This window comes from Nocardiopsis gilva YIM 90087 (genome assembly GCF_002263495.1).
Taxonomy (GTDB): Bacteria; Actinomycetota; Actinomycetes; order Streptosporangiales; family Streptosporangiaceae; genus Nocardiopsis_C; species Nocardiopsis_C gilva.
Window position 1 is genome coordinate 524,251 of record NZ_CP022753.1, and the last position, 17,677, is coordinate 541,927.

Below are 17,677 nucleotides of genomic sequence, written 5' to 3' on the forward strand. Positions count from 1 at the left end.
GTCTGGGTACACAGGCGCGCATAATGAGCGACGTCAGTCGCGCATGGCGTTGCGGAACACCTCGATGGCCTCCTCCTCGGTGGCCCCGAAATGCCGGACCGCCTCGGCAAACGTCCGGGCGGCGTCGTTCAGCCCGGAGTGGCTGCCGCAGGCGATGATCACTGCTCCTCTCCCGCGGCGAAGTTCGACGAGGCCCTCGTCGCGGAGCTGTTGGTAGCCGCGGAGCACCGTGTGCAGGTTGATCTGGAGCGCGGAGGCTACGGTCCGGGCCGAGGGTAGCTTCTCGCCGGGCTGCGCGATTCCCTTGGAGAGGGCGGCCCGGACCGATGCCGCGACCTGGTCGGCGAGAGGCTGGGAGGACGTCGGATCAATCGTGATCAGCATGGTTCCGTTCCCGGTGCAGGTAGCCGTTGACCAGAGCGGCCGCCATCTCGGCCTTGCCAGTGGAGAACACGAAGGCCCGGCCGTCGGTCAACCGGAGACCGAGAGCTGGCCCCCTTCCGGTGGACGCGCCCCAGCCACAGTCGCTGCCTGAGGGCGGGAAAGACGTGGTGGGCGGTGACGCCGCCAAAGCGTCGGCCTGGCTTATGTGCTGGTAGGGGACGGTTGAGCGCACCAACCCCGCGATGACGAGCGTGGCGCCTCGATCGTCGATGAGGAGCCGGGCGTGCGCCTGTCCGATTTTCAAGAAGCCGAGAGCGACGAAGAGTAGCCCCGGGACGAGTGCCTGGCCGTCCCTGACGCCTGCAACCGCCAATGCGAGACCCACGGCGAGCAAGGGCGCTCCCATCTGTAGGTTCGACCGCAGCCAGGTCGTGGCGGCGAACATGGCCTTCTGCCGTGGGGCGAGGCGGAGGGTCGGTGCGCCGACGGGCGGCGCCTCCGTCGCGACCGGGAGCGCCTCGGTCCGGCCGAGCGCCCCCGCCAGGGCCGCGACGGCGGCCGCGACCGCGATACCCGGAAGCCAGAACCAGCCGGGCGCTTCCGACAGTCCGAACCAGCTGATGTCAGCGGGCGCTGGGGTGTCGATCAGCGAGACGACATGCAGCGTGGCGTACGTGCCGAAAAGACCGGATATGGCCGCGCTCTCGGTGGCGGCCTGGCGTTGCAGTGCCGCGCTCCGCGGGTGGTTCGCCAGGGCCACCATCGTCGTCCCCCCGATGGCAATCGCCATCAGCACCGAGACCAGGACCACGCCCTTGAACATCTGTTCGGCGATGCGCGACTGGTAGAAGAGGGCGATCACGGAGGGGATAGCGGCCATCAGAACGACGGGTACCAGGGCCACCAACCAGCGGCGCGTCCGTCCGGAGCGGCCGGTTCCGGGATTCGGGTGCATGCGAAACCTCCTACTGTTTGCATAGGACTATAACAGTAGAAACTTTGTGCTGTTATGTCGCGACGTGCGGGAGAGGTCCGAGGGGTAGATGCACCCGAAACGCGGCGGTCGTGCCGTGCACGCAGGTAGCCATCCGGCCGGAGCGAAACCGGTCCGGGCACCCACGGCCGCAACAGCGGGATCTTCGCGCGGATTGTCACCTGGCGGTTTTCCGTCGCGCCCCGTAGAAGGAGCACACCGCCCGCATCGCGTTGGCACGAGCGTGTGGGCACCGACCGTCGGCCCCAGGGCCTGTCAGGGGAGTTTGGCCCAGTCGCGTCCGCGGAGCCAGCCTGTGGCATACCTGGCCACCAGCGCGTCGGCTATGGCGGCGAAGCGGATCTCGCTGACCTGCTACAGCCTTTCCGGCTTGTGCTCGCGGTCGTCATTGGTGCGCCAGCGGGGGTGGGCATCAAGAAGTGCCTGCGGATACCGCACACAGCGTGGAGCTGTAGGACGCGGCGCCGCCGGGCGCTACCAGCGGCGAATAACTATTCGCCTTAGGTGTATGGGTAGAGTGGGGTGCGCGGAAGTCGACATCCGCGCGGAGAGGAGGCCAGCGATGGGATGTGGTGAGTGGATGGCCGCGGCGGGGCCGGCGTGGCAGGGTGTCGTGGCATCGACTCTGTCGACCTTGCTGCTTGTCGCCGCCATCGCAGCTGTCGCCGTGCTGCTCCTGCGCCACGGTCGTCCTGCGGTTGCGGCCGTCGCGCCGCAGGCATCGGTCCCCCAGGGGGAGAGCGCGGTGGACATCCTCAAGGAGCGCTACGCGCGCGGCGAGATCGATCACGAGGAGTTTGACCGTCGGCTGACTCATCTGCTGAACCGGTGAGGCGAGTGGCCGCGTCGTTCCGGGGGTCGAATCCGGCCTCCTTCGGCCGCGCGGCGCCGCCCCCGCCCCAGTGGGTACTGGCGCGGGGGCGGGGTAGTGGCTAGCAGGCCATGTCGCACTCGCGCTGCTCCATCATCCCGGCCATCTCCAGGGGCAACTGCATGTGCTGCATCGCCTCCTTCATGGCCGGGGTGTGCATCGACTCGCACATCCCCGGGGGGCACTCGCCCAGCTGCTCGCACGCCTTGCTCATGGGGCACCCGCATTCGGATGCGGCGAGCGCAGGCGTCACCCCGGCAAAGGCCAGGGCTCCGACGGCGGTGGCCAGCGTGGCCACGGCTCGGGTGCTCCAACGGACGGCCTTGCTCCTGCTCATAACGATCTCCCGAGTGTTGTCGCGGGTTGAACCGGCTTGGCGGCGCCGGCGGAGATCACATTAACAACTAAAATCCTTAGGTGTAGGGGAATCGCCGTGCGGGGCCAGATACCCGGCGGGCACAGGGCTCGCACCGCTTGTTCGGGTGGCTGGCGCGGGTGGGGAGGAGGTGATGGCCGTGATGGACGGCACGGGAATGGGCATGGCCTGGATGCTGCTGTGGGGCCTGGTCGGGCTGGCGCTGCTGGTGCTGATCGTGCTCGGCATCGTGTTGACGGCGCGACGACTCTCCGGCGGGTCACATTGGACAGAAGTCCGCCGCCTGCCGGAGGAATCTCCTCGTCAGGTACTCGATCGGCGTCTGGCCGCGGGTGAGATTGACGAGGAGGAGTACCAGCGGCTGCGCGCGCGGATCGAGGGCGGGTAGCAGCCCGTCGAGCCTCGGTTCGGCCGTGCTCGCGTCACGTAGGTGCCGCTGGCTCATCGGCCCCTGTGGGGCTGTCCCGTGTTGGTGAGGCCATGTGGCTCCGCAGAGCTGGACGACGAGATTCTCACCCGACTCTCACTCTTATTGGCCGAATTACCTAAGGTGTTTCGGTATATTGGTCCGCGACATGCTGACGCCGGAGGAGGAGCGGATGGGGATGGCCGATGGGTGAGGTGCTGTTCGGGACGACGTTGCTGGCGTCGTTCCTGGCCGGGTTCGTGGCGCTGCTGGCGCCCTGCTGTGTGTCGGTGATGCTGCCGGCCTATTTCGCGACGGGTTTTCGCAGCCCCGGGCGAGTGGTGGGCGCGACGCTGGTGTTCGCCGCCGGGATCGCCGCGATCATCGTGCCGATCGGCCTGGGAGCGGCTGCGGTGTCGGCGGCCCTGTCGGACCATCACACGCTGCTCTTCGGTATCGGTGGCGCGGTGATGCTCGTGGCCGGCGTCCTCGTGCTCGCCGGGGTCAAGCTGTCGATGCCGATGCCGGGTGGCAGCGCCCCGATGGGGAGGGGGATCGGGTCGACCTTCGCACTGGGGGCCTTCTCCGGTATCGCGTCGGCCTGCTGCGCCCCGGTGCTGGCCGGGGTGGCCATGCTCTCCGGCGCGGCCACCTCCTGGCTGGCCGCGCTGGGCGTGTCGCTGACCTACGTGGCGGGCATGGTGGCCCCGTTGATGCTGCTGGCGCTGCTGTGGGACCGCCACACCGCCCGGGTGGAAGGTTTCCTGCGCGGTCGCAGCGTCCGGCTGCGCCTGGGCCGGTACGAACACGTGCTGTCGGTGGGCGCCGCGGCCACCGGCGTGCTGCTGGTCGCCATGGGCGTGATCACCCTCGTCTCGGCGGTCAAGGGCCCCGGAGTGCCCAACGACGGCTGGCAGGTCCGGGTGTCGGCGTGGTTGCAGCATGTGGCCGCCCAGGTCACCGACGCGCTGTCCTGGTTGCCCGGCGTCGCCTTCGCCCTGGTGCTACTGGCCGCGGCGATATTCGTGGTGCGCCGGGCCCTGCGGCCCCGCACCTCTTCCGTGGCCGCACCTACTGGCCATCCCACGGATCAGCCCACCGAATCGGGTCCGACCGCAGCGGCCACCGGCCCTGAGATGCCTGGCTCCTGCTGCGGCGACGGCAGCGCCGAGGCACCGGCCGCACCCACCGCGACCGAGAGGAGCGCCCCGGATGAGCGCTAACCGTACCGCCCGGCCCCGCAGCGCCGCCCTGCGCGGCGCGTCCACCAAGCAACAGGCGAGCCGCCAACGACGCAGGACGCTGCTCGTCCTCGGCGCGGCGCTGGCGGCCGTCGTCCTCATCGCCGGAGGCGTCTACCTGCTCAAGCCCGGCCCGGAGTCCTCCGAGGGTGGCCAGGCCGCCGGGGAGATGACCGTGCACGGCACTGACAAGTACCCCTACCTCGTCGGTGAGCCTGGCGCGGGGGAGCAGGCGCCGGACTTCACGCTGCCGGCCACCACGGGCGAGGACGTCTCGCTGTCGGACTATCGCGGCCAGAGTGTCCTGCTGTACTTCCAGGAGGGCGTGATGTGCCAGCCCTGCTTCGACCAGATCACCGCCTTGGAGAAGCAGGCCGACGACCTCGAGAAGGCCGGAATCGACCAGGTGCTGTCGATCAGCACCGACCCGGTCGAGGTCTCCGCGCAGAAGTCGCGCGACATGGGGCTGTCGACCCCCACCCTCGCCGACCCCGACCTGACGGTGTCCAGGAATTACGACACCAACTCCTACGGGATGATGGGCGGCTCGCACAACGGCCACAGCTTCCTGCTCATCTCGCCCGAAGGCGAGATCCGCTGGCGCGCCGACTACGGCGGCAAGCCCAAGTACGTCATGTTCCTGCCCGTGGACCAGCTGCTGGCCGACATGCGCGCCGACCTGAAGGAAGGGGCCTGAGGCGTGACCGCCGAGATCACCCTGCTCACCCAGGCCGACTGCGACCTCTGCGAGCACGCCAAGCGGGTGCTGGAGGCCGTCGGCGCCGACCACGACATCCACGTCACCGAGATCGACCTGGACACAGACACCGGCCGTCGGCTGGCGCAGAAGGCGCGGGTGCTCTTCGCCCCCGGGACCCTGCTGGATGGCGAACCCTTCGGCCACGGCCGGCTGTCCGAACGCAAACTCCGACGCACACTCCAGCGCCGCGCAACCACCCCACCACCCGCCACCCGCTGACACCCAGAACCCATCGACCAAGGGAGTCCGAGAATGGACATGCTCTACATCCTGGCCCTGCTGGCCTGCCCCATCGGCATGGGCGGCATGATGTGGATGATGATGCGCAGGCCCTCCGGCGACCAGGGACAACACCAGTCCCGCACCAGCGCCCACGAGCAGGAACTCGCCCGGCTGCGCGCGGAGATCCACGAGCTGCGCACCGAGCCCGGCCGTGCCGCCACCCCGGACGGGCGGTGATGGTCGTGGAGGTGTTGTTGCCACTGGCCGCGGTGGTCGTGGCCTTCACCGCCACCTACTTCTGCTGTATACGCCCGATGCGTCGCGGCACCTGCGCCATGGGCGGCGCACCACAGCACATGGACGAACGGGCCGAGCGTCTGGAACAGGAACTGCGCGCCGCTCGGGAGGAACTGGCCGAACTCAAACAGCACCAGGCCCACTCCACTGACACCGCCCCCTCTACCTAACCGCGAGGCCGAGTTCTGAAGGCCACGAGAGAGCGATTCGACCGAGAGAGGAGGGCGATGCTGCGGTTTGGCGAGTTGGAGGCGGCGATCATGCGAGCCGTGTGGGCGGCGGACACGCCTGTGCGGGTGCGTGACGTGCTGGAGAACCTGCAACAGGAGAGGGACATCGCCTTCACCTCGGTGCAGACGGTGATGGACATCCTCTACCGCAAGGGGTGGCTGGACCGGGTTAAGCGGGGGCGCGGCTACCGGTACTGGGCCGCCGCCAGCCAGGAGGACTACGCCACGGAGCTGGTGGAGGAGGCACTGGAGGCCGCGCCCGACCAGGCGGCGGTGCTGTCGCGACTGGTGGCGCGGCTGCCCAGTGAGGATCTTGCCGAGCTGCAGGAGGCGCTGGAGGAGTCCAAGCAGCGCGAGGGCCTGAGTTGACCACCGCGCTTCTTCTCCTGGGCTAGGCGTTACTGCTCGCCACGGCCGGGTTGGCTGTCATACGGCGGGCGCGCTGGGTGGAGCGGGGCCGTGCAGCGGTTATGAAGATTCGGCACAGCCCGGGCTGGTCGGGCCGCGACCTGGCGGCCGCGCCTATCGGGACCCGTCCTGTACCAGGGGTCCGCGGGAACGGACGTCGCTCCCTGCCGTCTCGTCACCCCTCCGACTGGTCGACGGCCAGGGTGCTTTCGTTGAACGGCAGGTAGGGATCGGCCCACGGGAAGACGGTGAACCACAGCAGGGCCACCGCCCCCGCGACGAGGCCGAGGGCCAGCACGAGCTTCACCGGCCGCGGCCCCGGCAGGATCCGCCAGATCAGGCTGTACATCGTCCGACTCACCCCTCCTGGTTCTCGGTGTCGGGCGCCATGTGGGCGATGCTCTCGGGCATGCCCTGGTCTTTGGGGCGGGTGTCGGACAACTCGGCGTAGACGATCAGCCGCTTCTCGTTCGACAGCTTCGGATAGCAGGTCGTGAGCGTCACCAGGGCCCGCTCCGGCTCGTCGTTGCCGGGGTCGAACGGGTCGGGTCCGACGACGTCGACCCGGTCGGGGGTCACCACCTCGTTGCCGATGACCTCGTAGGTGTGGAAGTTCTCCCGGTCCTCCAGCACGATGGCGTCGCCTTCCTCCAGCAGGTCGACATCCCAGAACATCCCGGGGCTGCGGTGGGCCGCGATGGCGTAGTTGCCCACTTGCCCCGGCTCGGCCGAGTCCGGGTAGTGGCCGGGCGCGTGCCGGATGTCCTCCTGGGTGACCCCGTGGACGACAACCCAGTCCAGATCCAGGGAGGGGATGTACATCCGGCTGTGCGCTGACCCCGGCAGCGGCTCGGCATCCGGTCCGGCGGTCTGGGACCACTGCTCGTCGAGACCGGTCGCGAGCTGCTCCTGCCCCCGATCGACCTCGATTTGTTTGCCGTGCAGCTCCCATGCCGCCAGCAGCAGCATGACCAGGCCCGCGGTGAGTGCGAGCTCGCCGACCAGGCCGACCACGCCGCGGATGAGGCCGCCGACGGTGAACCGGGGACGACGGGCCGGGGCGCGCCGACGGCGTCGCCCAGCATGGCGTTGTGGTGGGCCGACCTGCGGGATCCTCGTTGTCACGGCGCGTCCGTCTCCTCGTTGCGCTCGTCGAGCACCGGCACGACGAGGTCGGTCAACTGGTTGTAGGTGGTTTCGCCGACGACCGCGGAGGCGATGCGACCCTCGTGGTCGATGACGATCGTGCTGGGGATCGCCTGGGGCGGGACGGTGTCCCGAAAGGCCTGCGGCACCATGCCCGGCTGGTCGTAGATGCTGGGGTAGCCGACCTCCAGTTCCCGCTCGAAGGCCTGTGCGGCGGTACGGTCGTCCTTGATGTTGATGCCGAGGAACTCCAGGCCTCTGCCCTTGTGGTCGGCGTAGACCTCCTTGAGGACGGGGATCTCCGCGCGGCAGGGCCCGCACCGGCTCGCCCAGACGTTGAGGACGAGGACATCGCCGCGGTAGTCGTCCAGGCTGACCGGGTCGCCGTCGAGGGTCTCCCCGCTGACCTCGGGCGCTGGCATCCGCTCGTCGGGGGCGAATTCGGTGGCGGTGCCGTCGCCTTGGATGTAGCGCTGGTCGCCCCCGCCGCCGGTGGAGGCCTCGGTGCTGGCGCAGGACGCGAGCGCGAGCGTCAGCGCGGTGGCGGCCGCACCTGCCCGGAATGCCGGGTACGGGCGGCCACCGGGTCTGTCGAAGAGCATCATCGGGAACCTCACTGAGTGGGTCGGGGCGTGCCCCTAGCGGACGTGCCGCGGTCCGCGGTCACGGGCGAGTGACCACCGCGAACCCCTGCTTGGGTAAGGGGCACCAGGCCAGGCGTCGGTGGACCAGGTGTTCCACGAACTCCGGCGGCCGGTGGTAGCAGAACACCGACACGGATACGTCGACGATCTCGGGGGTGTGGCTGAACAACGGGAGCTCTGCGAGCAGGTAGGGGACCGCGGTCCGCAGCCGCTCCTGGCTCATCTCATCGGGGGCGATCCGGCCGTGCAGAACCCACCGGGCCGCCTCCAGGCACGATCTTCGGAACTCGGAGTCGTGGTCGAAGAGGGCGTGGGCGTCGTTCAGGAGCTCCTGGTAACGCGTGTTGTCCGCGAGCGCGGCCGAGTCCAGGATGAGCTCCTCCGGGGCGGGAACCCCGAGATCGTCCAGGGCACGGACCATCTTGTTGCGCAGGTACCTGCACTGGGAGCGGGCCTTGGCGGCAGCCCGAGCGGGCGCGTATCCGAGGGCTGCCAGCGTCGTCGCCGTCGGCCCGTCGGGCATGTACAGGTGCATCGACTCGAAGCGGTTGAGCGCCCACGCGGCCAGATCCCTGATCCGCCCGGTGGTGAAGTAGCCGTTGAACGGGCTGATGCCAAGGCAGGCGTGCGTGCGCTCGGCTAGGGCGGGGACGCAGTAAGGCGACAACGGTCGTACCAGCATCCCCTCCTCCTCGGTCGGACTCGGCGGGTGGGCATGCCCGTTGGGTGTGTCTTCCGCCGCCTTCTGAGGCTCCGGTTTTCTGTGCACAGCTGCGGTTCTCCCCGTCTGCTCGCCGTTGCCGCGAAGCGCGTTTCGTTGAGTCACGGACTGACGCCCCCGTCGACTATGCAGCTTAGGTGTAGGCGGACTGGGTTGTCCTGGATTTCGGGAGTCTCGCGAGGCGTAGGCGGTCATGGCGTCGGCCGCGTAGTCGGCCGTGGCCGGGGTGGAGGGAGAGGAAGTCGAAGGGGCTGACAGCCAGGAGGTCCGGCTGGAGCCGTCAGAGCCACAGCTCATAGCCGCCGGACCATTGCTGCATGACGAGGATGAACGCGGTCCACAGACCGCTGAGCTGGGCGGCGCCGACCAGGACGAGCATCACCCCGCCGACGCGGGTCACCGTCTGGGCGTGTCTTCGCGCCCAGGCCAGCGCGCGCATCGTCTTGGTCAGCGCGATGGCGGCGATGAGGAAGGGTAGTCCCACGCCCAGCCCGTAGGCGAAGGCGAGAAAGGCTCCGCGCCCTGCGCTGCCCGTCGCCGTGGAAAGCGCGAGTACCGCGGCCAGGGTCGGTCCCATGCAGGGTGTCCAGCCCAGGCCGAACAGTACGCCCAGCAGCGGGGCGCCGGCCAGGCCGCCGCGTGGCAGGAGGCGGATGTGCAGGCTGCGGTTGACCCAGGGGATGCGCTGGAAGGCGCCCACGAACATCAGGCCGAGCAGGATGGTGATCACGCCCAGCGTGCGGATCATGATGTCCTGGTACTCGAACAGCAGGCTCCCCAGGCTGCCGAAGAACGCCCCGTAGGCGGCGAAGAGACCGGAGAACCCGGCTGTGAACAGGAGTGTGCCCACCACCGTGCGCGCGCGGAGCGTACCGCCGCGCGCCTGGCTCTGGCCTTCGGCGCCCGACATGCCGGTGACGTAGGAGAGGTAGCCCGGTACGAGCGGCAGGCAGCAGGGGGACAGGAACGTGATGGCGCCGGCCGCCAGAGCGAGCGGAATGGCGAGCAGCAGTGGGCCGGCGGTGACGATCTGCGAGATGTCCATTGGTCCGGATGCGGTCCTTGTGGCGGTTCGGTCGGATACGCGGTGCGCACCAGTCGGGCATGGATGCACCCAGGAACCTAAGGTGCATAGGTGTACTCTGCCATCCCCTCCCTCAGGTGGTGCATGGGGGTGTAGTTGGGGTAATAAGGGACGTTCCAGGTCGCTGGGAAGGCGCCAGGGTGACCGTTGTGCGAAATTGTCCAAATGCCTAGGTTTCTCAGGCAAATCCGCACCCTCGGGAGCTGAGTGGCGACGCGCCATCATCGCCTAGGCTGGTTGGGCGTACTGGTCGGCCGAGTGGCAGTGCCCCCGTCGGCTCCACGCCACAGGTGGTGACGCCGGCCACGAGGTGAACAGGAAGAGGGGTCCGAATGCCGCGGTTCGGAGATCTGGAAGCGGCGATCATGAGATCGGTGTGGGCCTCCGCGACACCCGTGCGGGTGCGCGAGGTGCTGGCGGATCTGCAGCGCGAACGGGACATCGCGTTCACGACGGTGCAGACGGTGATGGACATCCTGTTCCACAAGGGCTGGCTCGACCGCGCCAAGCAGGGCCGCGCTTATGTCTACTGGGCGGCCGCCAGCCAGGAGGACTACGCCACCGGCTTGGTCGAAGAGGCCCTGGAAGCGGCACCCGACCAGGCGGCGGTGCTGTCCCGGCTGGTGGCCCGGCTGCCGAGCGAGGAGCTCGTCGAATTGCGCGGCGCCTTGGAGGAGGCCAAACGGGGCGAGGGCCTGACGTGACCGTCGCGCTGCTGTTGCTGGCCTACGCCGTGCTGCTGGCCGCGGTCGGCCCCCACGCCATGCGGCGGGCGCGCTGGGTGGAGCGGGCGCCGCGGCTGGGCATCGCCGCGTGGCAGGCGCTGAGCCTCGCCTTCGTTATCTCTCTGGTGCTGGGCGGCCTCGCGTTGAGCGTGCCGGATCTGCGCCTGGGCACCGACCTCGCCGAGTTGCTGCGGGCGTGTCTGGCGGCGCTGCGCGTCCAGTACGCCACGCCGGGCGGGGCGGTGATCGGCGTCAGCGGCGCCGTGCTCGCTCTGCTGGTGGGGGTGCGCTGTGGATGGCGTCTGGCCGTAACGCTGGCGCGAGCGATCACCGATCGCCGCCGTCACCGCGAGACGCTGCGCCTGCTCGGATCCCAGCCTCACCGTAGCGGCGCGGTTGTCATCGAGCACTCGGTGCCTGCCGCCTACTGCCTGCCCGGCATCCGTCAGGACATCGTGTTGACCAGTGGTGCCCTCAACGCCCTCAGTGAGGAGCAGCTCCGGTCGGTGCTGGCACACGAGCGCGCCCACCTGCGCGGTCGCCACGATCTCGTGGCCGCCGTGGCCATCGCCCTGAACTCCGCCTTCCCCGGGCTGGCGCTCTTTCGAGCGGCCAGGGAAGAGACCGTGCGCCTGCTGGAGCTGGTCGCCGACGACGCCGCCGCGCGCTCTACCCACCGCCTGGTCGCGGCCGAGGCGCTGCTCAACGTTGCCGGTCAACCCAGCCCCGCGGGAGCCTTCGCGGCCGGCGGGTCCGGCACAGGCGATCGGATCAGGCGCCTGATCACCGGAGTGCGTCCGTTCGGCCGGGCGCAGGCCGCGCTGGTGGGAAGCGCCACCGCGGCATTGGTCGCCCTACCGGTGGCGGGCTTCGCGGGTCCCGCGGCCACGCTGCTGGACACCGCCTGTTGCGTCACCGACCCCGGCGCGGTGAGCCACGCGGAGATATGCGAGGCGATGCCGGTGACGCGCGACTGCCTGTCGTGATGACTCCTCCGGTTCGAACACGGTCCTCGGCCTTCTTCACTGCTGTTCGGCCAGGAACCGGGTGTAGTCCGCACGCAGATCGCCCACAGCGGTGCTGGGGGTCCACAGCAACCATCCCTCGTCCTTGGCGTTGAACCCGATGACGTGCGATCCGTGGTCGGTGGCGTAGCCGCCACCGGACAGCTCCCTCTTGGGCTCGATCTCCACGACCAGGTCGTCGGCCGCCTGCTCGATGGTGTCCATGTCGGCGGTAAGACCGACGAACGACTCATCGAAGCGGTCGAGGTACTCCCTGATCGCCTCGGGCGTGTCGCGGTCCGGATCGGTGGTGATGAACACCAACTGCACGTCGCCCTTCTGCTCGGCGGGCATCCGGCGGATCGCCGCCGCGGAGTCGGCGAGGACCGTCGGGCAGATGTCGGGGCAGTTGGTGTAACCGAAGAACACCAGCGTGAGCGGCTTGGTGGTGTCCTCGGCCAGGTGGTACTCCTCGCCCGAGGTGTCGGTGAAGGTCAGTTCCGGCATCGCGTAGGGCGGGTCCATGTAGTTGCCGTGGTAGCCGTTCTGATCCGGTCCGCCGACCACCTCCAGGGCGGAATCACCCTGCTCTCCAGGCGCGGCGCACCCGGCGGCGACGAGTGCGACAGCGACCGAGAGCGCCAGTCCCACCCGGTTGAGCCGTGGAATTCTCACTGATCCGGTTTCCTCTCACGTGCGGCTGCATCGACCAGGTCGCGCAGGGTGTCGTCGGTGACGGGGCCGATGACCCGCGCGGCCACCCGGCCGTCGCGGTCGATCACGACGGTGCTGGGGATCGCCTGGACGGGGATAAGCTCCCGCCACGCGCGCAGCCGCTCGCCGTCGGGGTCGATGATGCTGGGGTAGGTGATGCCGAATTCCTCGACGAAGGATCGGGCGCCGGATTCTGTGTCGCGGGTGTTGACCCCCAGGAATTGCACCCCCTCGTCGCGGGTCTCCTCCCAGGTCCGCTGCAGGTCCGGTGCCTCCTCGCGGCACGGCGGGCACCATGAGCCCCACACGTTGACCACCACGACGTCGCCGCGCAGGGAGTCCAGATCCATGCGTCCCCCCTCCAGCAGAGGACCGGCCAGGGGCTCGGCGTCCGGGCGCTCCTCTGGCGCGAACCGGGTGACCCCCGTTGGCGTGCTCGAGGATGAAGGCGCGGGTGGCCGGTCGCCGTCGCCGAGTAGCAGCACCACGCCGACACCCATCACGACGGCCACAACGGCCACCGCGATCAGTGCCCGGCGAAACCCTCCCATGCTGGTGCCCCCTCCGTTCTCGACGGCTTACCGTCGACCTGTCGACTAACAACCTTAGTTGTATGAGTGACAGGCGATTCCCCACCCCCGGGAAACGGGACGAAACGGCACTCCCGCACAGCTTGGCAGCTGACCGGACACCGCTCTCAGGTGGCGAACAGCAGAGTGAGGCCGCCGACGGTGTAGGCCACCATGAGCGCGAGCAGCGGGAGCTGGCTCGCGACGGCCCGGCGGGCGGGGAACAGGCGCAGCGCTCGGTCGTGGGCGGCGATGACGCCGAGAACATGCCCGGTCACCACCGCGATCACCTGGACCAGCGCGATCGTCGCCGGAGTCACCACGTTGAAGTCCACGCCGTGCTCGGCCGTGCCGAACAGGTCCGCGCCGGTGCCCAGAGGGTCGGAGGCGAGGATGAGCGTGCGCTGGCCCTCGAACAGCAGCAGGGAGAAGTAGTGTGCCACCAGGTAGCCCACGGCGACGGGGACCACGGAGTGCGCGAACGCTGTCGGCAGACCACTGAAGCGGGACCCGCCGATCGCCCCGGCCGCCCCCGCCCCGCTGGCCAGCAGCGCCGCGGCGAGCGCGACGGCGATGAGCAGCCCGAGTGTGCCGACGAGGATGTCCGGCAGGGGAGCCGAGCCCATGAACGACATCCACCAGGGGGCGTTGGACACGCTGTCGTAGGCGGTGGTCCCCAGCATGACGGCCACCACGCCCGCTAGCCCGGCCATCGGCGCCAATCCGTCGAGCCCGTCGAACGGATTGCGCACCACGAGGCGCCCATCCCGGCGGCGGCCCAGGGGGGACAGCCGACCGATGAGCGAGGAGTAGACCTCGAACGCGTCACCGCGTTCGAACCAGCGGTCGCCGAACGCCAGCGCTCCCAGAAGCTGAGCGGTGGCGTAGCAGGCGAACCACAGCCGCAGGCTGGCCAGGTCGCTACTGTGCGGCCAGACCAGCTCCAGCCAGGTGAACGCGAGCAGCCCGGCCGCCGCCGGCCAGTAGCCGAGCCGATCCGGGTAGGCCCACACACCGCGTTCAGGAGGCGTACGCAGGAGAAAGGCCAGGCCCCGGTGGATGGTGCGCAGCGGGTTGAGCAGCCGCCACACCGGCCCGAACAGCAGGGACGCTGGTACCAGGCCCACCCACAGCAGCACGTAGACGAAGCCGGGCACGGGGTTGAGCGCGTCGTCACGGCCGAGGACGGCGGCCACGGCGACGAAGGCCGTGACCGCGAGTCCGAGGACGCGAAGCGCCCAGCGCAGGACCGGGCCGTCGAGGGCGGAGGCGAGGTGTCGAGGTAGAGGTCGGCCGGCGGCGACTCCGGTCAGCTTCGGCCGGCGCCACAGCAGGCCGAGCGCGGCGAAGGAGACCACCAGAGCGATCGCCGCGCCAGTCAGGGCGTAGGAGAAGGGCAGCGGAAGGTCCTCGCGGCCGCCCACACCGTGGGCCAGGACGAGGGTCGTGCTCATCGGGTTCATTGGACGGCGATCTGGGTGAGCAGGGTGCCGGACTCGTGGGTCTCCAGCTCGAACACCCCGCTCTTGTCGGCGGTGAAGACGAGCGTGGCGGGCGCGTCCGGGCCGACCGGCTTCTCGATGTCGTAGCCGTGTAGATGCACGGTGTCGCTGCTGTCACTCTCCACCGTGATGCGGACCTTCTCGCCGGTGCCGACCTCCACACGGCCGGGCTCGGGCGAGACCGAGCCGTCCCGCAGACTGATCTCCACCGTCACGTCCGCGTCACCCCCGTCCGTGTCCGCCGCTTGCTCGCCCGCAACCGTGACGCTGTCGCTGATCGGTTCTCCGTCGACCGCCCACGTGGAATGGTCATTGGCCGAGAGTCGCACCGTCAACGTGTGCTCGCCCTCGGGAACCGCCGACGCGGGCAGGTGGTGCCACGGGCCATAGACGCGGGCGACCTTCTCGCCGTCGACGTAGAGGTGCGCGTGGCCCTCCCCCTCCTTCGGCTCCTCACCCGTGCGATCCGGGGTGAAGTCATACCCTTCGACCGTCAGATGGACGTTCCAGCCCGATGCGGGGTCTTCCGTGGCCTCCAGTTCCACCGATGGCGCGTCGTCGCCCGCGACCTCGCGCATCTTGTGGCCGTGATGTTCAGAGGCAGAAGAGGAAGGGGCCGGGTCGGACGCGTCGGCTTCCGTCTTGGCGGCTTCGTTGGCGCACCCTGTGGCGGCCAGCACGAGCACAGCGCCGGCGAGTGCGGTCCACACGCGTATGTGCATTGAAGTACGTCTCCTCCACGTATCGGCCGGTGCACCAGAGATGCTGTGCCTCTGGCGAGGTCGCGCGATGATTTTACCTATAAGACTTAGGTATATCGGTATAGTGTCGGCGAGCGTACACCCCTCATGGAGGTTCCAGATCGTGTCATCGCGTCGGCCCAAGAGCACAGCCCCGTCGGGCAAAGCGCCAGGCAAGGCCCAGCGGAAGCGCGAGGCCGCGCAGAAAGTCGCCACCATGCGCAAGGAGCAGGCGCGTCAGGAACGGCGCCGCCGCATCCTGCTCGTGGGGGCGATGGCTGTGATCGCCGTCGTGCTGGTGGGTCTGGCCGGCTGGGGGCTCACCAAGCTGCCGTCAGGACAGAAGGAGCAGGTGGCGCTACCCGAGGCGGCGACAGGCCAGGGCACCGCCATGCCGCCCTGGCCGCTGCCCGACGACCCGGTCTCGCTGGCCGAGAACGTGGGCCTGCGGGTGGCGCCCATGGAGGGAACAAGTAAGCACTTCCATGCCCACCTCGACGTCATCGTGAACGGTGAAGCCGTCACCGTCCCCGCGAATTTGGGGATCCATCCCTCGGGCAACGCGATGTCAGAGCTCCACACCCACGACGAGCGCGGGGTGCTGCACGTCGAGGCGCCCACCGCGGACAAGCGCTACACGCTCGGCCAGATCTTCGCCGAGTGGGACGTCCTCCTTGACAAGGACACTCTGGGCGGGCTAGAAGCCGACGAGGAGAACACTCTGCGCGCCTACGTCGACGGCGAACTCCATGAAGGCGATCCCGCCGCTATCGAACTCACCAAGCACCGCCAGATCGCCCTGGTCTACGGTCCCAAGGACGCGGACGTCGACGTCCCCGCCGAGTACGAATTCCGCCCTGGGGAGTAGTGGAACTAAGCGCCGCTTCCCGCGTGCTGCGTGTCGGTCCGCGACCGTCACCACCGAAACCGACGCCGTCCGGATCGACCTCCCCGTGACATTCAGTGGGAGGCCTGACCGGTGCATCCCGTGACGGCGATCCGGCCGGTAGTGAAGTCGACGCGGACCCCCGCCCCAGGATTCCCCCCGGTGTGCCCATGTCGCTTACGGGCAGCTGAGACCGAAGCGTGCGGCGACGGGTATCGGCGACGCGTGAGTACCGGTTCTGGCGGGGATTCGACGAAGCGGGGCCGTCCTATCCGTCAGGCGGCCGGCGTCACAAGTCTCCTGAAGTGAGCTAGCATCTGTTCCGGTGCCTCACGCACCTCTAGGAGGGTTCGCATAGCGGCCGAGTGCGGCGGTCTTGAAAACCGCTAAGTCCTTCCGGGGCTTCGTGGGTTCAAATCCCACACCCTCCGCCATCACCAGGGAGAACCCCCGCTGGCGAGGCATGACGCCGAACGAGCGGGGGTTCTCTCGTGTTCGGGGGCGGCTACCTGCCGCAGAACTCGGCTTCGAAGACGTCTTGGTAGAGCTGGCCGTCTTCCAGCCAGTCGCCGTTGATTTGGAAGGTCAGGCTGTGGGAGCCATCCGCAGTCGTGGCCGAGCTGGTCAAGGAGCCCCAGACGATGCCGTCGTGGCCGTAGACCTTCTTGCCGCAGGAGAGGGTGCGGACGATCAGGGCGAGGCCGTAGTCGTAGAACGTGCCCGTCTCGACCGTGGTGAGGAGTTCTTCCTGCTGGGCGGGCTGGAGCAGGTCGCCCTTCATCAGGGCGCTGTAGAAGCGGTTGAGGTTGCCGGTGGTGCTGATGATCTCGCCGGTGGCGCCGGACCAGGCCGGGTTGTATTCGGTGGCGTCGTAGATCTCCGGGCCGGGATCGGCGGCGTACAGCTTTGAGTAGCCGATCGGGTGCGGCGAAGGCATCGTCGGGTCGGTGCCCGGGAACGTCGTCTCGGTCAGGCCCAGTGGCTTGAGGATGCGCTGCTCGGCCTCATGGGCGTAGGAGTTTCCGGTGACGTTTTCGATGATCATGCCCGCGAGCACGAAGTTGGTGTTGGAGTAGTTCCAGTCCGTCCCGGGCTCGAAGTCCGGCTCGTACTTGAGCGCCATATCCACGATCTGCTGGGGCGTCCTGGTCTCATAGCGGTGCTTCAGGAAGCCCTCGCCGTTCATGTACTCCCGCCACTCGGGGGTCGACACCATGTCGTGGACCCCGCTGGTGTGGTTGAGGAGCTGGCGGATGGTGACTTTGTTTCCGTCGTACCCGTTGCCCTGCAGCACACCGGGCAACCGGCTCTCGACGGAGTCGTCGAGGCTCAGCTTCCCCTCCGCCTCCAGCTGCAGGATGACGACGGTGATGAAGGATTTGGTGGTGCTTCCCGCGCGTATGTGGTCCTCGGGTGTGCGTTCGCGTCCCGTCGCGGTGTCGGCGGAGCCTGCGGAGCCGAACCACTGCCTTTCGGGTGTCTGCACTTCGGCGGCGACTCCTGGCATCCCGGCCTCGACCAGAGCGTCGAGAGCGGCCTGGGTAGTTCCATGCGTCGCTTCTGTCTCCGCTGCGGAAGCAGCGGTGGTGGAGCATGCCAGCGCGACCGCGGCGGTGATGGTGGCCGCCGCGCTTCTGAACAGAACGCGGTGTCCTCGCGCTTCCTGCCGTGACATACAGATGCCTTTCAAAGGGGTGAGCGTCTGAATGATCAAACAGGAGGGAAGTGTACGCGCCCGCCAATAGTCGAGAGC

Annotated in this window: 24 protein-coding genes and 1 tRNA gene; 12 read left to right on the forward strand and 13 right to left on the reverse strand. The window is 68.8% G+C overall.

The window, feature by feature from the left end:
* Positions 1–33: 33 nt before the first annotated feature.
* Together CDO52_RS02630 and CDO52_RS02635 are read right to left on the reverse strand one after the other, a co-directional pair.
* Positions 34–384, reverse strand: a complete 351-nt coding sequence (locus CDO52_RS02630) for a GntR family transcriptional regulator (RefSeq protein ID WP_017621826.1) — start codon at positions 382–384, stop codon at positions 34–36.
* Positions 368–1,339 (reverse strand): hypothetical protein, encoded by a 972-nt coding sequence (locus CDO52_RS02635; RefSeq protein ID WP_152471896.1) that lies wholly within the window; start codon positions 1,337–1,339, stop codon positions 368–370. The genes CDO52_RS02630 and CDO52_RS02635 overlap by 17 nt, the downstream gene beginning before the upstream one ends.
* Positions 1,340–1,991: 652 nt before the next feature.
* Between CDO52_RS02635 and CDO52_RS02640 the strand changes: the two genes are divergently transcribed.
* Positions 1,992–2,210 (forward strand): SHOCT domain-containing protein, encoded by a 219-nt coding sequence (locus CDO52_RS02640; RefSeq protein ID WP_157745387.1) that lies wholly within the window; start codon positions 1,992–1,994, stop codon positions 2,208–2,210.
* Positions 2,211–2,310: 100 nt separating this feature from the next.
* On the opposite strand, the gene CDO52_RS02645 is transcribed toward CDO52_RS02640, so the two are convergent.
* Positions 2,311–2,586: a hypothetical protein gene (locus CDO52_RS02645; protein WP_017621823.1), complete on the reverse strand. Its 276-nt coding sequence runs from the start codon at positions 2,584–2,586 to the stop codon at positions 2,311–2,313.
* Between the two features lie 181 nt (positions 2,587–2,767).
* On the opposite strand from CDO52_RS02645, the gene CDO52_RS02650 reads away from it, so the two are divergent.
* From CDO52_RS02650 to CDO52_RS02680, 7 genes are all read left to right on the forward strand, one after another.
* Positions 2,768–3,013: an SHOCT domain-containing protein gene (locus tag CDO52_RS02650; RefSeq protein ID WP_232524367.1), complete on the forward strand. Its 246-nt coding sequence runs from the start codon at positions 2,768–2,770 to the stop codon at positions 3,011–3,013.
* 224 nt (positions 3,014–3,237) lie between these two features.
* Entirely contained in the window at positions 3,238–4,254 is a 1,017-nt protein-coding gene (locus CDO52_RS02655; protein WP_017621821.1) for a cytochrome c biogenesis CcdA family protein, read from the forward strand.
* Entirely contained in the window at positions 4,244–4,969 is a 726-nt protein-coding gene (locus tag CDO52_RS02660; protein WP_017621820.1) for a peroxiredoxin family protein, read from the forward strand. Before CDO52_RS02655 ends, CDO52_RS02660 begins: the two co-directional genes overlap by 11 nt.
* Before the next feature lie 3 nt (positions 4,970–4,972).
* Positions 4,973–5,251, forward strand: coding sequence for a glutaredoxin family protein (locus CDO52_RS02665; RefSeq protein ID WP_017621819.1), 279 nt, complete (start codon positions 4,973–4,975; stop codon positions 5,249–5,251).
* Between the two features lie 33 nt (positions 5,252–5,284).
* Positions 5,285–5,491, forward strand: a complete 207-nt coding sequence (locus tag CDO52_RS02670; RefSeq protein WP_017621818.1) for a hypothetical protein — start codon at positions 5,285–5,287, stop codon at positions 5,489–5,491.
* A gap of 11 nt (positions 5,492–5,502) precedes the next feature.
* Complete coding sequence (locus CDO52_RS02675) at positions 5,503–5,721, forward strand: hypothetical protein (protein ID WP_157745390.1); 219 nt, start codon at positions 5,503–5,505, stop codon at positions 5,719–5,721.
* Positions 5,722–5,778: 57 nt separating this feature from the next.
* Positions 5,779–6,150 carry a BlaI/MecI/CopY family transcriptional regulator gene (locus CDO52_RS02680; protein WP_017621816.1) on the forward strand — a complete coding sequence of 124 codons (372 nt, stop codon included), beginning with the start codon at positions 5,779–5,781 and terminating at the stop codon, positions 6,148–6,150.
* A 214-nt stretch (positions 6,151–6,364) separates the two neighbouring features.
* On the opposite strand, the gene CDO52_RS02685 is transcribed toward CDO52_RS02680, so the two are convergent.
* From CDO52_RS02685 to CDO52_RS02705, 5 genes are all read right to left on the reverse strand, one after another.
* On the reverse strand, positions 6,365–6,550 hold the full coding sequence (locus CDO52_RS02685) for a hypothetical protein (protein ID WP_157745393.1): 186 nt from the start codon (positions 6,548–6,550) through the stop codon (positions 6,365–6,367).
* Positions 6,547–7,314 (reverse strand): class E sortase, encoded by a 768-nt coding sequence (locus CDO52_RS02690; protein WP_232524368.1) that lies wholly within the window; start codon positions 7,312–7,314, stop codon positions 6,547–6,549. Before CDO52_RS02690 ends, CDO52_RS02685 begins: the two co-directional genes overlap by 4 nt.
* On the reverse strand, positions 7,311–7,940 hold the full coding sequence (locus tag CDO52_RS02695) for a TlpA family protein disulfide reductase (protein WP_017621813.1): 630 nt from the start codon (positions 7,938–7,940) through the stop codon (positions 7,311–7,313). The genes CDO52_RS02690 and CDO52_RS02695 overlap by 4 nt, the downstream gene beginning before the upstream one ends.
* A gap of 58 nt (positions 7,941–7,998) precedes the next feature.
* A complete protein-coding gene (locus CDO52_RS02700) occupies positions 7,999–8,661 on the reverse strand; it encodes a tRNA-dependent cyclodipeptide synthase (protein ID WP_017621812.1) in 663 nt (220 codons plus the stop codon).
* Between the two features lie 319 nt (positions 8,662–8,980).
* Positions 8,981–9,745 carry a cytochrome c biogenesis CcdA family protein gene (locus tag CDO52_RS02705; protein WP_017621811.1) on the reverse strand — a complete coding sequence of 255 codons (765 nt, stop codon included), beginning with the start codon at positions 9,743–9,745 and terminating at the stop codon, positions 8,981–8,983.
* A 371-nt stretch (positions 9,746–10,116) separates the two neighbouring features.
* On the opposite strand from CDO52_RS02705, the gene CDO52_RS02710 reads away from it, so the two are divergent.
* A complete protein-coding gene (locus tag CDO52_RS02710) occupies positions 10,117–10,488 on the forward strand; it encodes a BlaI/MecI/CopY family transcriptional regulator (RefSeq protein WP_017621810.1) in 372 nt (123 codons plus the stop codon).
* A complete protein-coding gene (locus CDO52_RS02715) occupies positions 10,485–11,495 on the forward strand; it encodes a M56 family metallopeptidase (protein ID WP_017621809.1) in 1,011 nt (336 codons plus the stop codon). Before CDO52_RS02710 ends, CDO52_RS02715 begins: the two co-directional genes overlap by 4 nt.
* A gap of 36 nt (positions 11,496–11,531) precedes the next feature.
* Here the strand turns inward: CDO52_RS02715 and CDO52_RS02720 are convergent, their stop codons facing one another.
* The 4 genes from CDO52_RS02720 to CDO52_RS02735 form a co-directional block, all read right to left on the reverse strand.
* The gene (locus tag CDO52_RS02720; protein ID WP_152471894.1) at positions 11,532–12,188 is read right to left on the reverse strand and encodes an SCO family protein; all 657 of its coding nucleotides are present in this window, start codon (positions 12,186–12,188) and stop codon (positions 11,532–11,534) included.
* Entirely contained in the window at positions 12,185–12,778 is a 594-nt protein-coding gene (locus CDO52_RS02725; protein WP_017621807.1) for a TlpA family protein disulfide reductase, read from the reverse strand. The genes CDO52_RS02720 and CDO52_RS02725 overlap by 4 nt, the downstream gene beginning before the upstream one ends.
* Positions 12,779–12,924: 146 nt before the next feature.
* Positions 12,925–14,250, reverse strand: a complete 1,326-nt coding sequence (locus tag CDO52_RS02730; RefSeq protein WP_017621806.1) for a hypothetical protein — start codon at positions 14,248–14,250, stop codon at positions 12,925–12,927.
* A 5-nt stretch (positions 14,251–14,255) separates the two neighbouring features.
* Positions 14,256–15,020, reverse strand: coding sequence for a cupredoxin domain-containing protein (locus tag CDO52_RS02735; protein WP_017621805.1), 765 nt, complete (start codon positions 15,018–15,020; stop codon positions 14,256–14,258).
* Between the two features lie 142 nt (positions 15,021–15,162).
* Here CDO52_RS02735 and CDO52_RS02740 point away from each other — a divergent pair, with 142 nt between their 5' ends.
* Together CDO52_RS02740 and CDO52_RS02745 are read left to right on the forward strand one after the other, a co-directional pair.
* The gene (locus tag CDO52_RS02740; protein ID WP_083920149.1) at positions 15,163–15,906 is read left to right on the forward strand and encodes a hypothetical protein; all 744 of its coding nucleotides are present in this window, start codon (positions 15,163–15,165) and stop codon (positions 15,904–15,906) included.
* Between the two features lie 361 nt (positions 15,907–16,267).
* Positions 16,268–16,358 (forward strand) — tRNA-Ser (locus tag CDO52_RS02745).
* 71 nt (positions 16,359–16,429) lie between these two features.
* Here CDO52_RS02745 and CDO52_RS02750 read toward each other — a convergent pair.
* Positions 16,430–17,599 carry a serine hydrolase domain-containing protein gene (locus CDO52_RS02750; protein WP_083920148.1) on the reverse strand — a complete coding sequence of 390 codons (1,170 nt, stop codon included), beginning with the start codon at positions 17,597–17,599 and terminating at the stop codon, positions 16,430–16,432.
* Positions 17,600–17,677: the final 78 nt, after the last annotated feature.

Coding starts and splice junctions, on each gene's coding strand:
- CDO52_RS02630 (WP_017621826.1), bottom strand. CDS start 384: ATGCTGATCACGATTGATCCGACGTCCTCCCAGCCTCTCGCCGACCAG.
- CDO52_RS02635 (WP_152471896.1), bottom strand. CDS start 1,339: ATGCACCCGAATCCCGGAACCGGCCGCTCCGGACGGACGCGCCGCTGG.
- CDO52_RS02645 (WP_017621823.1), bottom strand. CDS start 2,586: ATGAGCAGGAGCAAGGCCGTCCGTTGGAGCACCCGAGCCGTGGCCACG.
- CDO52_RS02650 (WP_232524367.1), top strand. CDS start 2,768: ATGGACGGCACGGGAATGGGCATGGCCTGGATGCTGCTGTGGGGCCTG.
- CDO52_RS02655 (WP_017621821.1), top strand. CDS start 3,238: ATGGGTGAGGTGCTGTTCGGGACGACGTTGCTGGCGTCGTTCCTGGCC.
- CDO52_RS02660 (WP_017621820.1), top strand. CDS start 4,244: ATGAGCGCTAACCGTACCGCCCGGCCCCGCAGCGCCGCCCTGCGCGGC.
- CDO52_RS02670 (WP_017621818.1), top strand. CDS start 5,285: ATGGACATGCTCTACATCCTGGCCCTGCTGGCCTGCCCCATCGGCATG.
- CDO52_RS02680 (WP_017621816.1), top strand. CDS start 5,779: ATGCTGCGGTTTGGCGAGTTGGAGGCGGCGATCATGCGAGCCGTGTGG.
- CDO52_RS02695 (WP_017621813.1), bottom strand. CDS start 7,940: ATGATGCTCTTCGACAGACCCGGTGGCCGCCCGTACCCGGCATTCCGG.
- CDO52_RS02700 (WP_017621812.1), bottom strand. CDS start 8,661: ATGCTGGTACGACCGTTGTCGCCTTACTGCGTCCCCGCCCTAGCCGAG.
- CDO52_RS02705 (WP_017621811.1), bottom strand. CDS start 9,745: ATGGACATCTCGCAGATCGTCACCGCCGGCCCACTGCTGCTCGCCATT.
- CDO52_RS02710 (WP_017621810.1), top strand. CDS start 10,117: ATGCCGCGGTTCGGAGATCTGGAAGCGGCGATCATGAGATCGGTGTGG.
- CDO52_RS02725 (WP_017621807.1), bottom strand. CDS start 12,778: ATGGGAGGGTTTCGCCGGGCACTGATCGCGGTGGCCGTTGTGGCCGTC.
- CDO52_RS02730 (WP_017621806.1), bottom strand. CDS start 14,250: ATGAGCACGACCCTCGTCCTGGCCCACGGTGTGGGCGGCCGCGAGGAC.
- CDO52_RS02735 (WP_017621805.1), bottom strand. CDS start 15,020: ATGCACATACGCGTGTGGACCGCACTCGCCGGCGCTGTGCTCGTGCTG.
- CDO52_RS02750 (WP_083920148.1), bottom strand. CDS start 17,599: ATGTCACGGCAGGAAGCGCGAGGACACCGCGTTCTGTTCAGAAGCGCG.